The sequence below is a fragment of the Muribacter muris genome (assembly GCF_004569585.1).
Taxonomy (GTDB): domain Bacteria; phylum Pseudomonadota; class Gammaproteobacteria; order Enterobacterales; family Pasteurellaceae; genus Muribacter; species Muribacter muris.
This window is the reverse complement of record NZ_SPPA01000018.1, coordinates 1-15,511: the sequence shown is the minus strand read 5'-3', so window position 1 is coordinate 15,511 and position 15,511 is coordinate 1. Positions and strand designations below refer to the sequence as shown.

The window sequence follows — 15,511 nt, the reverse complement described above, 5'->3', positions numbered from 1 at the left end:
TTCGAGCTTATTATTGATTTCTCACAGGATCTTATTCAGGCTAAATGCTTATCAAATAAGCCTAAACGGTGGTTATCCCTCAAAAAAAGCCAATCTAATAAACATCATAATAAGATCCTTTATATTAAGATCTCTTTTAATATTAGCGATCCTACTCGGATCTAAAAAGCATTTTTCCGATCCTGTTTTTCAGGTAAAATGCGATCTTCTTTATGTGAAATATGTAATAACCCAAACAATGATTTATTCCGAAATTTATGATGTAATTGTCGTAGGTGGCGGGCACGCCGGTACGGAAGCCGCCCTTGCACCTTCCCGTATGGGGCTTAAAACCCTCCTTTTGACTCACAATGTTGATACTTTAGGGCAAATGTCCTGTAATCCGGCAATTGGTGGGATCGGTAAAGGACATTTGGTGAAAGAGATCGATGCAATGGGCGGTTTAATGGCAACTGCGACCGATCTAGCCGGTATTCAATTCCGTACATTAAACAGCAGTAAAGGGCCTGCGGTAAGAGCAACCCGTGCCCAAGCAGATCGGGTATTGTACCGTCAAGCAGTGCGTACTGCGTTAGAGAACCAACCCAATCTGGCGATTTTTCAACAAGAAGTCGTTGATATTGTAATTGAAAATAATCGTGCGGTCGGGGCAGTGACCAAAATGGGCTTGACGTTTAAAGCCCGTGCTGTGATCTTAACCGCAGGTACATTCTTAGCCGGTAAAATTCATATTGGCTTAGATAATTATGCCGGCGGTCGGGCTGGAGATCCGGCTTCTACGATGTTGGCGGATCGGTTACGCGATCTCAATTTTCGAGTAGATCGCCTTAAAACCGGTACGCCGCCTCGTTTAGATGCACGAACTATTGATTTTTCTGTTTTAGCCCAGCAGCACGGCGATCAACATTTACCGGTATTTTCATTTATGGGTTCGGTTGAGCAGCACCCTCGCCAAATTCCGTGCTACATTACTCATACCAACGAGCGAACCCACGAGTTGATCCGTAACAGTTTGGATCGTAGTCCGATGTACACAGGGGTGATCGAAGGGATTGGGCCACGCTATTGTCCGTCAATTGAGGATAAAGTGATGCGGTTTAGCGATCGCAACAGCCATCAGATCTATTTAGAACCGGAAGGTTTAACCACCATTGAGGTTTATCCGAACGGGATCTCCACTAGCTTGCCTTTTGATGTGCAAATGGGGATCGTCCACTCAATGAAAGGGCTTGAAAATGCACGGATCATCAAACCGGGTTATGCGATTGAATATGATTATTTTGATCCGAGAGATTTAAAACCGACTCTTGAAACAAAAGCGATTGAAGGTTTGTTCTTTGCTGGTCAAATTAACGGTACGACGGGCTACGAAGAAGCGGCGGCACAAGGCTTATTGGCAGGCATTAATGCGGCATTGCAGGTACAGGGTAAAGAGGCGTGGTATCCAAGCCGTGATCAAGCCTATACGGGCGTATTGGTCGATGATCTCTGTACCCTTGGCACAAAAGAGCCTTACCGTGTCTTTACCTCCCGTGCAGAATACCGTTTGTTGTTGCGGGAAGACAATGCCGATATTCGTTTAACACCGATTGCCCATCAGTTTGGGTTAATTGATGAAGCCCGTTGGACGCGTTTCAATCAGAAAATGGAGGCAATTGAAAAAGAGCGTGAGCGCCTAAAACAGATTTGGGTACATCAGCAAACGCCAAATTTGTCAGAAGTGAATGCGTTGCTTAGTAGCCCGTTGGTGCGTGAAGCCAGTGGGGAGGATTTATTACGCCGTCCGGAAGTCTCTTATCAAGCATTAACACAAATCGAGCCGTTTGCTCCGGCAATTGAGGATAAACAGGCAGCCGAACAAGTGGAAATTGCTATTAAATATCAAGGTTACATTGAGCATCAATATCAAGAAATCGAACGCCATAAACGCCACGAAAATACATTGATTCCGGCGGAGTTCGATTACGATAAGGTCGATAGTCTTTCCAATGAAGTTCGGGCAAAACTGATGCAGCATCGCCCGGTGTCGATTGGTCAGGCGTCCCGCATTTCAGGCATCACTCCGGCAGCGATTTCGATTTTATTAGTCGCACTGAAAAAGCAAGGAATGCTGAAGCGGGGAGAGTTGTAAAATGCGAGCCAAATTAGACCGCTTGCTGAGCCAAACCGAAATTGTGCTAGCGGAGCATCAGAAACAGCAGCTCGTGGAGTTTGTTAATTTACTGAATAAGTGGAATAAAGCCTACAATCTTACCTCGGTGCGTGATCCCGATGAAATGTTAGTGAAACATATAATGGACAGTCTCGTGGTAAGCCCATACTTACAAGGCTCGCATTTCATTGATGTCGGCACAGGGCCCGGTTTACCGGGGATTCCCCTGGCGATTGCCAATCCGGATAAACAATTTGTGTTATTGGACAGCTTAGGCAAGCGCATCACCTTTATAAAAAATGCGTTGCGAACGTTGGGGCTCACTAATGTTGAGCCGGTACTGAGTCGTGTCGAACAGTATCGTGAGCGCCAGTTTGACGGCGTATTAAGCCGAGCATTCGCTTCGCTCTCGGATATGGTGGACTGGTGCTATCACTTACCAAATGAAAATGGGCTGTTTTATGCGTTAAAAGGGATTTATCACGAAAGTGAGCTGGCTGAAATCAAGCGCCCGGTTGTACAAACGGGCTGTATCAGGCTTCAAGTGCCGGAATTAGTGGGGCAACGTCATTTAGTGATATTGAAAAAACAGGCATAGTAAACAGGCTGATTTATTAATGTTTATGAATCAGCCTGTTTTGTGTTTAACTCACATTTTCCCTTTTCTCTGGCAGTGCTTTAATTCTTCTTCGATCTAAATTATCTCTTTTCTATTTCATTAGCTGACGATTTAAGATTGTCATTATTCTGTCATATTTGCCAATTACAATAAAAACGGAGATAAGTCTATTGTGGAGAATATTATGAGTACACATAATGTCAATTTGATGAGAGTGAATTATGTCTTTGCGGCAGCGTTCATTGCGGTCATTGGCTTTTTTATTTATTGGGGGCTCGGTTATACCAACCAAAACCATATCTTGCTGTTTGTGCTTGCCAGTATTTTTGGTATTTTTATGGCTTTCAATATCGGGGGGAACGATGTTGCCAACTCATTCGGGACGAGCGTGGGAGCCGGTACGTTAACTATTCCGCAAGCATTGGCTGTGGCGGCGGTATTTGAGGTGTCGGGTGCGGTTATTGCCGGAGGAGAAGTAACCAAAACTATTCGGCAGGGCATTGTTGATTTGAGTAGTATCAACGTTGAACCGAAGCAGTTTATTTTTATTATGATGTCAGCTCTGCTAGCTGCGGCACTTTGGCTGTTATTTGCTACGAAAAAAGGTTGGCCGGTTTCGACTACTCACTCTATTATTGGGGGGATTGTCGGGAGCTCGATCTGTCTAGGGCTTTTAGTCAGCTCTACGGAAAACAGCTTGGCTTTGGTGAAATGGAGTAAAATAGGCGAAATTGCGATTTCTTGGGTATTATCTCCCGTATTAGGCGGAGTGATGGCTTATATATTGTTTGGGCAGATAAAAAAATATGTATTGGATTACAACAGCAAAGTGGAAAAGCAGTTGGCAATACTTCAATCTGAGAAAGATGAGTATAAAAAAGAGCAAAAAATTAAATATGATCGCTTAAACGGAGAAGAACGGATCGATGTCGCTTCGGCAATGGTACGGGATATGCAGTTATTATCGGATTCAGATACCAAAGTGAAAGCGGATAATTTTGAATCCGAGTATTACAGAGGGTTATATAAAATTGAAGAACGCCGCAGTAATATTGATACGTATCGAGCCTTGCAACAGTGGGTACCGATTATCTCGGCTGTAGGCGGAATGATGATTTCTTCAATGTTGCTGTTTAAAGGGCTGAAAAACTTAAAATTAGAGCTTTCTACCCTGCATAATTTCCTTATCATCGGAATGATAGGGGCGTTGATTTGGATGGCGACCTTTATTTATGCGAAAACCTTGAAACATAAAGACTTGGCGAAATCGACCTTCCTAATGTTTAGCTGGATGCAGGTATTTACGGCAGCCGGATTTGCATTTAGTCACGGCGCCAACGATATTGCCAATGCAATAGGGCCTTTTGCAGCGATTATGGATACGATCCGATTGGGAACGATTGTCGATGAAAGCCCTATTCCGAGTGTTGTGATGATAACTTTTGGGATTGCGTTAATCACAGGGCTCTGGTTCATCGGTAAAGAAGTGATTCAAACCGTGGGGCATAATCTGACCAAAATGCACCCATCGTCCGGTTTTGCTGCCGAGCTATCGGCGGCTGCCGTGGTAATGCTTGCCTCTTTAATGGGCTTGCCTGTTTCAAGTACGCATATTCTTGTGGGAGCGGTACTTGGTGTCGGATTGGTTAATCGCAACGCCAACTGGTCGCTAATGAAGCCTATTGGTACGGCGTGGGTTGTAACTCTCCCTTCTGCCGCTCTGCTTGCAGTTGTGATATTCCTAGCGTTAAGAGTGGTCTTCTAAATGTGAGATTAGGGCTGAACATCAGCCCTAGTCTTGTCTAAAATCCAATCTCCTTCTTCACTCAATTTTGTTCATTTACTTTGCCATAGGTAACAGTTTTTCTATGTCATTTACCGAGAAAATTCAAATTTTTCGCCTAAAATCTAGACAGAGATAGAAAATCTTTCAAAAAGTGTTAACTACGCCACATTTTTTCTGCATTTTATAGGTTGGAATAATGCGCTAATCTGCGTATAATTCAAAAGATTTTGATTGCTGTATTGATGGACAATTTGACAAGCGCAATCGTTTACTTTCAAAGGATCTCGGTAATATGTCCGCTGTGCTTGGACAAACAAAACAACTTTATCGTAAAGCGTTATGTCTAGAAATAGTGACTTTAGCTTTAGCTGTATTGGTTGCCGTCATATTGAGCGATAATCGAATAGCTTTTAGTGTATTACTGGGACAAATAGCGGGCTTTCTACCCCATTGTGTGTTTGTTTTTTTTGTGTTTTTTTTCAATCGATCAAAAATACAATCAAAGATGACGACATTCTACCGAGGGGAAGGACTGAAATGGTTGTGTTCCATCATATTGATGAGTATGGCGTTTATCGGCTATAAAGAAATGCACTATTTAGCATTTTTCATCGGTTATTTATTGGCATTAGGGGCAAATAGTCTCCTGCCGATTGTATTAAAATTAAACGGAAATTAAGGTTAATTTCTTTTATTTAATAAGGGTAAGTTATGGCTGGTTCTACCGCAGACTATATAGGTCACCACTTAACATTCAATACCACAGGCGGTGGTTTTTGGAATGTTCACTTAGATACACTGTTCTTTTCATTCTTAGCCGGTGCGGTATTTTTATTCTTTTTCTACCGTGCGGCAACAAAGGTAACGGATGGTGTGCCGAGTAAGTTTCAATGTTTTGTTGAAATGATCATTGAGTGGGTCGATGGTGTCGTAAAAGAAAACTTTCACGGCCCTCGAGGTGTGGTCGCACCTTTGGCATTGACGGTATTTTGTTGGATTTTCGTGATGAATGCGATTGACTTAATTCCAGTCGATTTTCCACCGCAATTTGCGGCAATGTTCGGTATTCATTATCTCAGAGCTGTGCCGACCGCCGATATTAGTGCAACCTTAGGTATGGCGTTATGTGTCTTTTGTCTTATCATTTTCTATACGATTAAATCGAAAGGTGTGGGCGGATTTGTCAAAGAATATACCCTTCACCCTTTTAATCACTGGGCGTTTATTCCGGTGAACTTTGTCTTAGAAATGGTAACTTTAATTGCAAAACCGATTTCTTTAGGCTTCCGTTTATTCGGGAATATGTATGCGGGTGAGCTGATTTTTATCCTTATTGCTGTGATGTATATGGCGGATAATTTCTTGCTTCAAGCGTTAGGTTTACCTTTGCATTTGGCGTGGGCTATTTTCCATATTCTAGTCATTACCCTACAAGCGTTTATCTTTATGATGTTAACGATTGTGTATTTGAGTATTGGCTATAATAAAACGGATCATTAACGTTTTGAGAGGGAACAAGCGGTCGGATTTTGAGAAAAATTTGCAATTTGTTACCCGATCATCTTTTTATTTTTAACCCTAACTTTTTATATTACCTTTCCATTTTACAGGAGAACTTTTATGGAAAACGTTATCACGGCAACAATTATTGGTGCATCAATTCTACTTGCTTTTGCTGCATTAGGTACAGCAATCGGCTTTGCGATTTTAGGCGGTAAATTCTTAGAATCTTCCGCTCGTCAGCCGGAACTTGCAAGTAGCTTACAAACCAAAATGTTTATCGTAGCAGGTCTTCTTGATGCGATTGCAATGATTGCGGTCGGTATTGCATTACTCTTTATCTTTGCAAACCCGTTCATCGGATTATTAGGCTAATCAATTTGGGCAAAGCATAACCATTACTCTGTTTAGAGTGATACAACCCAGTTTGAGGAGGCTGTTGTGAATTTAAATGCAACATTAATTGGTCAGCTGATTGCGTTCGCACTTTTTGTGTGGTTCTGTATGAAGTTTGTTTGGCCACCGTTTATTAAAACGTTAGAGGCACGTCAGGCAAAAATTGCCGATGCCCTTGCAGGTGCAGAAAAAGCCTTGCAAGAACAAGCGGATACTAAGGTTTTAGTCGAAAAAGAGCTGGCTAAAGCCCGTGAGGAAGCTCAACAAATCATTGATTTAGCAACAAAACGCCGTAATGAAATTCTTGAATCTGTGCAAGCGGAAGCAGAAGCGGAGCGTGCGAAAATCATTGAACAAGGCTACGCCGAAGTCGAAAACGAGCGTAAGCGTGTTCAAGAAGAACTTCGTCAGAAAGTGGCTACGCTAGCGGTAGCGGGTGCAGAGAAGATTGTCGGACGTTCTGTTGATGCGGCAGCGAACAATGACATCATTGATAAGCTCGTTGCAGAATTATAATTGAGAGGGGCCTATGTCGGAACTAACTACAATAGCTCGCCCCTATGCTAAAGCAGCTTTTGATTTTGCTTTAGAACAAGGTCAGTTAGCCAAATGGCAGGAAATGTTACAGTTTTCAGCGGCTGTGGCAGAGAATGAAGAGGTGAAAACCTTTATTCATTCTGCATTATCCACGACAAAAATTGCTGAAATGTTTGTGGCGATTTGTGCTGATCAACTTGATCAATATGGGCAAAATTTTATCCGTGTAATGGCGGAAAACAAGCGACTTGCTGCATTACCTGCGGTTTTCTCGCTTTTTGTTGAGTTGTGTGCGCAACATCAATCGGTTAAAGAGGTTGTAGTTACTTCGGCTGTAGAATTAACCGATGCTCAACAAGCGAAAATTGCAAAAGCAATGCAAACAAAACTGAATAGTGATGTGCGTATTATCTCAAAAGTAGATAAATCGCTTATTGCCGGTGTGATTATCCGTTATGACGATACCGTTATTGACGGCAGTAGCCGAGGTCAGTTAAGCCGTTTGAGCCAAGAGCTGTGCTTGTAAGAGGAATAGAAAATGCAACTAAATTCTACAGAAATTAGTGAATTGATTAAAAAGCGTATTGCTCAGTTTACTGTGGTTAGCGAAGCACAGAGCACTGGGACAATCGTATCGGTAAGCGACGGGGTAATTCGTATCCACGGCTTATCCGATGTAATGCAAGGGGAAATGATTGCATTACCCGGCAATCGTTATGCGATTGCGCTTAACTTAGAAAGAGATTCTGTCGGTGCGGTCGTAATGGGACCATACGCTGATTTAGCGGAAGGTATGGAAGTTAAATGTACCGGTCGTATTTTAGAAGTACCGGTAGGTCGTGGTTTGTTAGGGCGTGTCGTTAATACGCTTGGTCAGCCGATTGATGGTAAAGGTGAAATCACAAATGATGGTTTCTCGCCAATTGAAGTGATTGCGCCGGGAGTAATTGATCGTCAATCTGTCGATCAACCGGTTCAAACTGGCTATAAAGCGGTGGACTCAATGGTACCAATCGGTCGTGGTCAGCGTGAGTTGATCATCGGGGATCGCCAAACAGGTAAAACGGCGTTAGCCATTGATGCGATTATCAATCAACGTGATTCCGGTATTAAATGTATTTATGTGGCGATTGGTCAGAAAGCATCAACGATCTCCAATGTTGTTCGCAAATTGGAAGAACACGGTGCGTTAGAAAATACGATTGTTGTTGTTGCATCGGCTTCCGAATCGGCAGCATTACAATACCTTGCACCGTATTCCGGTTGTGCAATGGGCGAGTATTTCCGTGATCGTGGTGAAGATGCGTTGATTGTTTATGATGATTTATCTAAACAAGCGGTCGCTTACCGTCAAATTTCACTATTGTTACGCCGCCCGCCAGGTCGTGAAGCTTATCCGGGGGATGTATTCTACTTGCACTCTCGTTTGTTAGAGCGTGCATCCCGTGTGAACGCAGACTATGTTGAGCGTTTCACTAAGGGCGAAGTAAAAGGGAAAACCGGTTCATTGACGGCACTTCCGATTATTGAAACACAAGCGGGAGACGTTTCAGCATTCGTGCCAACTAACGTTATTTCGATTACGGACGGTCAGATCTTCCTAGAGTCAGGTTTATTCAATGCAGGGATTAGACCGGCGGTAAACCCGGGGATTTCCGTTTCCCGTGTTGGTGGTTCCGCACAAACCAAATTAGTGAAAAAATTAGCGGGTGGTATTCGTACCGCACTTGCTCAATATCGTGAATTGGCTGCCTTTGCTCAGTTTGCATCGGATTTAGATGATGCTACACGTAAACAGCTTTCTCACGGTCAAAAAGTAACTGAATTACTTAAACAGAAACAGTTCTCTCCAATGTCTGTTGCACAATTAGGTTTATCGTTAGCCGCAGCGGAATTTGGTTATTTAGATGATGTGGATGTCGAACGTGTAGGTTCATTTGAGGCTAATCTTTTAGATTATGCAAATACCAATTATGCAGACTTTATGAAAGATTTAACCAAATCAGGCGACTATAATGATGAAATCAAAGCAAAATTAGTCGAGATTTTGGATAGTTTCAAAAAGAACAGCGCGTGGTAATTCTACTTTAGCGGAGAAATAATATGGCAGGTGCTAAAGAGATAAGAACCAAAATTGCAAGTGTTCGTAATACACAGAAAATTACCAAAGCAATGGAGATGGTGGCGGCTTCCAAAATGCGCAAAACGCAGGAAAGAATGGCGGCTTCCCGTCCATATTCGGAATCTATCCGTAAGGTAATTAGCCATATTGCCAAAGGTAGCATTGATTATAAACACCCTTTCCTCACACCAAGAGAGGTAAAAAAAGTCGGGTATTTGGTTGTTTCAACCGACCGAGGATTATGTGGTGGCTTGAATGTGAACTTATTTAAAACCGTTTTAAATGAGTTGAAGGCGCAGGAAGATAAAGGGATTCGTACTCGAGTCGGGTTAATTGGAAATAAAGCGGTTTCGTTTTTTCAGTCGGTAGGTGTTGAAATTAAATCTCAAGTAACAGGATTAGGCGATACACCGGCGATTGAAGATCTTGTCGGCATTATTAACGGTATGATAAACAGTTACCGTGAAGGCGAAATTGATGAAGTGTATATTGTCTATAATCGTTTCATCAATACAATATCGCAAAAACCTACGGTGGAACAGTTATTGCCATTGCCTGCACTTGAAAATGATAATTTAGAGAATAAAGGCTCTTGGGATTATCTTTATGAGCCTAATCCTAAAGTGTTATTGGATAGCTTACTTGTACGCTATCTTGAATCTCAAGTCTATCAAGCAATAGTAGATAATCTTGCATCTGAACAGGCAGCTCGAATGGTAGCAATGAAAGCAGCAACTGATAATGCGGGTAATTTGATCAATGAATTACAGTTGGTGTATAACAAAGCTCGTCAAGCAAGTATTACGAATGAGTTAAATGAAATTGTTGCAGGCGCTGCGGCAATTTAAGTAAAAAGAGGAACGGTAATGGCAACGGGAAAAATTGTACAAATCATCGGTGCGGTAATCGATGTTGAGTTTCCGCAAGATGCAGTACCAAAAGTTTACGATGCATTAAAAGTTGAAACAGGATTAACCCTTGAAGTTCAACAACAATTAGGCGGCGGTGTTGTACGTTGTATCGCTTTAGGTACATCGGACGGTTTAAAACGCGGCTTAAAAGTCGAAAATACTAATCAAGCGATTCAAGTGCCGGTCGGAACACAAACTCTAGGCCGTATTATGAATGTATTGGGTGAACCGATTGATGAGGCTGGCCCAATCGGTGAGGAAGAACGTTGGTCTATCCATAGAGCAGCGCCAAGCTACGAAGAGCAATCAAACAGTACCGAGCTTTTAGAAACAGGGATTAAAGTTATCGACTTAATCTGCCCGTTTGCAAAAGGGGGGAAAGTCGGCTTATTCGGTGGAGCGGGTGTTGGTAAAACCGTTAATATGATGGAGTTAATCCGTAATATTGCGATTGAACACTCAGGTTACTCTGTTTTTGCGGGTGTTGGTGAGCGTACGCGTGAAGGGAATGACTTCTATCACGAAATGAAAGACTCTAACGTATTGGATAAAGTATCGTTAGTGTACGGTCAGATGAATGAACCACCGGGTAACCGTTTGCGTGTTGCTTTAACCGGTTTGACAATGGCTGAAAAATTCCGTGATGAAGGTCGTGATGTACTTTTCTTCGTGGATAACATTTATCGTTATACCCTTGCAGGGACAGAAGTTTCCGCATTATTGGGGCGTATGCCGTCAGCGGTAGGTTACCAACCGACCCTTGCCGAGGAAATGGGCGTACTTCAAGAACGTATCACGTCAACAAAAACGGGGTCTATCACTTCCGTTCAAGCGGTCTATGTACCAGCGGATGACTTAACCGACCCATCTCCAGCAACAACCTTTGCTCACTTAGATTCAACGGTTGTATTAAGCCGTCAAATCGCATCATTGGGGATTTATCCGGCGGTTGACCCGCTTGATTCTACTTCCCGTCAGCTTGATCCGTTAGTTGTCGGTCAAGAACACTATGATGTGGCTCGTGGCGTGCAAGGGACATTACAACGTTATAAAGAATTGAAGGATATCATTGCTATTTTAGGTATGGATGAATTATCCGAAGACGATAAACTCGTTGTGGCACGCGCACGTAAAATTGAACGTTTCTTATCACAGCCGTTCTTCGTTGCCGAAGTATTCAATGGCACACCGGGTAAATATGTACCGTTAAAAGAAACCATCCGTGGCTTCAAAGGTATCTTAGCCGGTGAATATGACCATATCCCGGAACAAGCGTTCTATATGGCAGGTTCAATTGACGAAGTGGTTGAAAGAGCCAATAAGATGTAATTGTTTCCTTAAGCCTTTAGGAATCAAAGGAGAACAAAATGGCATCAGAATTTAATCTTACCGTTGTCAGTGCGGAACGCAAAATCTTTGACGGACAGGTAACAAGTGTTCGGGTTTCAGGTGTAGAAGGGGAGCTGGGCATTTATGCCGGGCATACCCCGCTACTTACGGCAATAAAGCCGGGGATGGTCAAATTTACTTTTGCGGATGGAAAAGAAGAATTGATCTATGTTTCCGGCGGTTTCTTGGAAGTTCAGCCGACAGTAGTTACCGTGTTAGCCGACACCGCTATCCGTGGTGAAGAGTTAGATGAACAACGTATTCTTGCTGCAAAACGTAAAGCGGAAGAAAGTTTATCGAAAACGCACAACGCAGACCTGACAGCAAAATTAGCGCGAGAAATAGCAAAATTGCGGGTTTATGAGCTGACAAAAACAAAATTAGCAAATAGACGTTAATTTTTTATTTACTACTATAGTATGGCTAGATTTGAAATTTGATTAAAAATGGGATATTGCCCGATTTTTATTCTACAAAGTGTTTGATCTTTTCTACTATATTTGTTATAAATGCATATGAAAGACTAATCGTCTTTTATATACAAAAAGGGGGAGTCTTTATTTCTTGAGAAAAAAGACTCAAACTAGATGTGTAAACTTTTTAATATTAAAAGGTATTTCGAAATGAAAAATTCCAATTTAGTTAAATTTAGCTTAACGCTTGTATGTGCAGCTGTATTATCAGCTTGTGGTTCTTCCAGCGGTGGTTCTTCTTCACCTGCTGCTCCTGCTACTCCAGCTCCAGAAGTAACACCTGAAGTAGAAACGTGAATCTAACCTAGATGTAGGTCAAGGCGTTGAACATTCAAGCAAATCATCAACAGTTCAAACTGCGATGACAATTCCTCTTGATCCAAGCTTAGATACTATTGTTGTTGCAACAGGAAATTTTAAAGATGGGCAACAAGCTGCTTATTTAGAAGACTTTGATTTCCGTGGCAATTTAAATGGTCAAGTTAATGGGGCTCATTTATTACAACATATCCATTTAACTGATGATGGCTCTACTATTGAGCATTATGCAGATAGAGAAGGGAATGCTCTAACAAAGCAAAATGATGGTAGTTATACAAAAGCAGATGGTACCAAAGTAAATCCTGATGATGTTGTAATTTCTAATGTTGCAGATTATGTATTACGTCCAGGTCACGAAAATGGACCATCAAGAACTAAAACTGAGCTCATGGGGACTCAAAAGGGTGTTGCATTAGTTTACCAAGATGGTCGTTTTAACTATATTTCAACAGATGAAATAGAATTACATAATGAAAAAATTGCTGATAGCAAAGGTTTACGCAATAGAGCAGAAGTTTTCAATATTAGAGATGAAAATGGAAACCTTACAGGTCAAGCATCAAGTGTAGCTGAAGTTTATGGTAATAAAACTTTCTTAGCTGGTAACTCAGCAGAGAGACAGCCTGATACTTCTGTTCCAAATGCAAACCTAAATAATGCGCCATTCTTAAATAAAGGTGATGTTGAGTTTGATGGTGTCAGAGGTCTTAATGGTAAAGATTATTTCGTTGGTGCAGGTCGTTTAGATGAAGTTCAATATGGTCGTGTAACAACTAAATTAGATAAACGTGAAATGGCTGATTTTCGTGACGGTTTACCAGTAGTTGATGGTAACAAGACTCGTATCGCTTCGTTTGGTGTTTATGGTCAAAATGGTACAGAAGATCACTATTTCTACCGTGGTAACACAGGTGCTCGTAATGCTTTAGATGTTGCTGCATTACAAAACCACTATAAATCAGGTAACATTGAATATAATGGTCACGCTGTAACTTATGGTCTAGATCATAGTTTCGCTGCAACAAATGGTCTTCCTAATGCATTGGGTTATCAAAAAGCATTGGTAAGTGGTACTCATGTTAAAGCTAATATTGACTTAGCAACTAATAATGTAACAGGTAACCTATACGATGTATGGCAACACGGTGCTGCAGGTTCAGTTCAACGTGTAGAAAATAACCTAGTTGATTTTAAAGGTTCATTAAATACAGCTAATGGTGGTATTTCAGGAACTTCTAGTCATAAAGGTGCGGAAGGTACTTTCAATGCTAACGTATTTGGTGTAAACGCACAGGAATTAGGTGGTGCGGTTAAGAGTAAATCTGTAGAAGCTGATACTAGCTGGGGTGCTGTATTTGGTGCAGCTGCAGTTCAGCCTGAAGCAGTTAGACCACAAGTTCCGACTAAAGGTTTACAAGATTCTACTGATGGTAACAACTCTACAGCGACAGGTCGTTAATTTAGGGTTGAATACTTAAATAATAGTGTAAGGCAGTCCACTTCGGTGGACTGTTTTTTTCTAATCGGGAATTATGATATGAAAAAATTGGCTGTAGCTTGTATAACTCTCTCTAGTGTGACTTTAGCAGCGGAAACAAACTTAGGAATTGAGAGAGATCCAAATCAAACAAAAGTGAACACAAATTCTCCGATTCGTAGAGATACGTTAGAGAATGATTTATTAAGAAAGCAAACATTATCTGAAGCAAAAGAGATTAAAAAGACAGATAATATTACTCGCTATACAGGGAGAGAATTGGTTAATCACCCAGAAATTTTAGAAAAACTTTTCTTAGAAGCCTTAGTTAATCCTAATAAAGTGATTTTGCCTACATATATCAAACTTTATAACAATGTTCCTAATGCAGATAAATCTCTTATTGAATGGGCAAGAGCTATTTTGCAAAGAGATGATGATTTGAATCTTTCAGTTAAAAGCTATCGTGCGTTATCCGCAAACTTTCCACATAATAATTTTATCCGCTACCAATTAGCGGAAACACTCTTTTATAATCAAGAATATGAAGCTGCTAAAAGCCAATTTGAAAAATTAAGAGCATCTCCAGGTGTTACTGCTCAAGATATTAAAGTATTTGATCAATATATTGAAACTATAGGTAATAAAGAAAACTGGAATTTTTCTTTCGGTGCAACATTCTTGAATGATAAAAACCTATCAAATGTTGCTAAAGAAGGTACTACTATGGCTGTTGGTTCAGGCTCATTTACGACTGGAAAAAGAGAAACGGGAAAAGGTATTTCTTCTTGGTTTGGCGCAAATAAACAATGGAGTCTAGCTAATGGGAAATACGTAATTTTTGATTCCAATATTTCGAATAAGTATTATTGGAATAACAAAAATTATAATGAGGTTAATGGATACCTTGGCTTTGGTGTAGGTTATTCTGATGCAAGGTTGAATATTTCATTTGTTCCAAGTATTCAAAAGCGTTGGTATGCAGGTGGTGCAAGTGCATCTCAATCGCTTAAGCCATATTCAGAAACTTATGGCGGTGCATTATCTCTAGGTTATTGGTTAAATCAAAACTTTAAGTATTCTAGTTACTATAGTTTTGGTTATGATAAGTACGACAGAAAAATCTATAGTGCTCAATATAATGGTGCAAATCACTTCTTAAGTAATGGTTTGATGTACTTTCCAAGTGCAACTCAGTATTGGTCTTTATCTTTGGATTTGTCCAAAAAATACGCAGCAGATAAAACAAATGCATATAACCGAATTGGTTCACGTTTAACCTGGGGACAGGAATGGTGGGGGGGGATCACTACATCTGCGACATTAGGTATTGCTAAACGGAATTATAAGCAAGATTCTTTCTTTGGAAAAAAACAGAATAATACCGAATACTCTGCAAGTGTATCCCTTTGGCATAAGAAATTCCATTATGCTGGTTTCACACCAAGAATTACTTGGAACTATACAAAGACAAGTAGTAATATTCCTATCTATTCCTATGATAAAAGTCAAATGTTTTTTGAAGTGAGCAGAAATTTCTAAATGTTTTTTTGCTAAAGCTAAGAGCTATTAGCTCTTAGCTTATTTATAAAAATCTCAAAAAAAGCTTGAGCTTTGTCTTGAATTTGTTTTGTTTGGTTTGGTTATATTTTCACTAATTAGTAGTATTTTTCGATTTTTTTGCAAATTTTTCTCAAAAAGCGCTTGCATTGATTTTGGATTTCTCTATAATGCACACCACACAACGACGCACTGTTGTGAAGAAGTTAAAATTACGGTGCGTCGTTCTTTTTTGCTCTTTAACAATGTATCAGACAATCTGTGTGGG

General features: G+C 40.8%; 15 protein-coding genes. All 15 read left to right on the top strand.

The window, feature by feature from the left end; all coding sequences use genetic code 11:
- Nucleotides 1–238: 238 nt before the first annotated feature.
- The gene (gene mnmG, locus E4T80_RS08425) at nt 239–2,131 is read left to right on the top strand and encodes a tRNA uridine-5-carboxymethylaminomethyl(34) synthesis enzyme MnmG (protein WP_135057306.1); all 1,893 of its coding nucleotides are present in this window, start codon (nt 239–241) and stop codon (nt 2,129–2,131) included.
- 1 nt (nt 2,132) lies between these two features.
- Nucleotides 2,133–2,750, top strand: coding sequence for a 16S rRNA (guanine(527)-N(7))-methyltransferase RsmG (gene rsmG / locus E4T80_RS08420; RefSeq protein WP_135057303.1), 618 nt, complete (start codon nt 2,133–2,135; stop codon nt 2,748–2,750).
- A 205-nt stretch (nt 2,751–2,955) separates the two neighbouring features.
- A complete protein-coding gene (locus E4T80_RS08415; RefSeq protein WP_135057299.1) occupies nt 2,956–4,536 on the top strand; it encodes an inorganic phosphate transporter in 1,581 nt (526 codons plus the stop codon).
- Between the two features lie 313 nt (nt 4,537–4,849).
- Nucleotides 4,850–5,236 (top strand): ATP synthase subunit I, encoded by a 387-nt coding sequence (locus tag E4T80_RS08410; RefSeq protein WP_135057296.1) that lies wholly within the window; start codon nt 4,850–4,852, stop codon nt 5,234–5,236.
- 32 nt (nt 5,237–5,268) lie between these two features.
- Nucleotides 5,269–6,057, top strand: a complete 789-nt coding sequence (gene atpB, locus E4T80_RS08405) for a F0F1 ATP synthase subunit A (protein ID WP_135057292.1) — start codon at nt 5,269–5,271, stop codon at nt 6,055–6,057.
- Between the two features lie 120 nt (nt 6,058–6,177).
- On the top strand, nt 6,178–6,432 hold the full coding sequence (gene atpE, locus E4T80_RS08400) for a F0F1 ATP synthase subunit C (protein ID WP_047977730.1): 255 nt from the start codon (nt 6,178–6,180) through the stop codon (nt 6,430–6,432).
- A 66-nt stretch (nt 6,433–6,498) separates the two neighbouring features.
- The gene (gene atpF / locus E4T80_RS08395) at nt 6,499–6,969 is read left to right on the top strand and encodes a F0F1 ATP synthase subunit B (protein WP_135057289.1); all 471 of its coding nucleotides are present in this window, start codon (nt 6,499–6,501) and stop codon (nt 6,967–6,969) included.
- Nucleotides 6,970–6,982: 13 nt separating this feature from the next.
- Entirely contained in the window at nt 6,983–7,516 is a 534-nt protein-coding gene (gene atpH, locus E4T80_RS08390; RefSeq protein WP_135057286.1) for a F0F1 ATP synthase subunit delta, read from the top strand.
- 12 nt (nt 7,517–7,528) lie between these two features.
- Entirely contained in the window at nt 7,529–9,070 is a 1,542-nt protein-coding gene (atpA, locus tag E4T80_RS08385) for a F0F1 ATP synthase subunit alpha (RefSeq protein ID WP_047977727.1), read from the top strand.
- Between the two features lie 23 nt (nt 9,071–9,093).
- Nucleotides 9,094–9,960 (top strand): F0F1 ATP synthase subunit gamma, encoded by an 867-nt coding sequence (gene atpG / locus E4T80_RS08380; protein WP_135057283.1) that lies wholly within the window; start codon nt 9,094–9,096, stop codon nt 9,958–9,960.
- Nucleotides 9,961–9,978: 18 nt separating this feature from the next.
- Nucleotides 9,979–11,352 (top strand): F0F1 ATP synthase subunit beta, encoded by a 1,374-nt coding sequence (gene atpD, locus E4T80_RS08375; protein WP_135057280.1) that lies wholly within the window; start codon nt 9,979–9,981, stop codon nt 11,350–11,352.
- 38 nt (nt 11,353–11,390) lie between these two features.
- Nucleotides 11,391–11,810, top strand: a complete 420-nt coding sequence (locus E4T80_RS08370; RefSeq protein ID WP_135057277.1) for a F0F1 ATP synthase subunit epsilon — start codon at nt 11,391–11,393, stop codon at nt 11,808–11,810.
- A 225-nt stretch (nt 11,811–12,035) separates the two neighbouring features.
- Nucleotides 12,036–12,182, top strand: coding sequence for a hypothetical protein (locus tag E4T80_RS12800; protein WP_167740711.1), 147 nt, complete (start codon nt 12,036–12,038; stop codon nt 12,180–12,182).
- Nucleotides 12,183–12,246: 64 nt separating this feature from the next.
- Complete coding sequence (locus tag E4T80_RS08365; RefSeq protein WP_135057274.1) at nt 12,247–13,665, top strand: transferrin-binding protein-like solute binding protein; 1,419 nt, start codon at nt 12,247–12,249, stop codon at nt 13,663–13,665.
- A 78-nt stretch (nt 13,666–13,743) separates the two neighbouring features.
- Complete coding sequence (locus E4T80_RS08360) at nt 13,744–15,225, top strand: surface lipoprotein assembly modifier (RefSeq protein WP_135057271.1); 1,482 nt, start codon at nt 13,744–13,746, stop codon at nt 15,223–15,225.
- Nucleotides 15,226–15,511 lie beyond the last annotated feature (286 nt).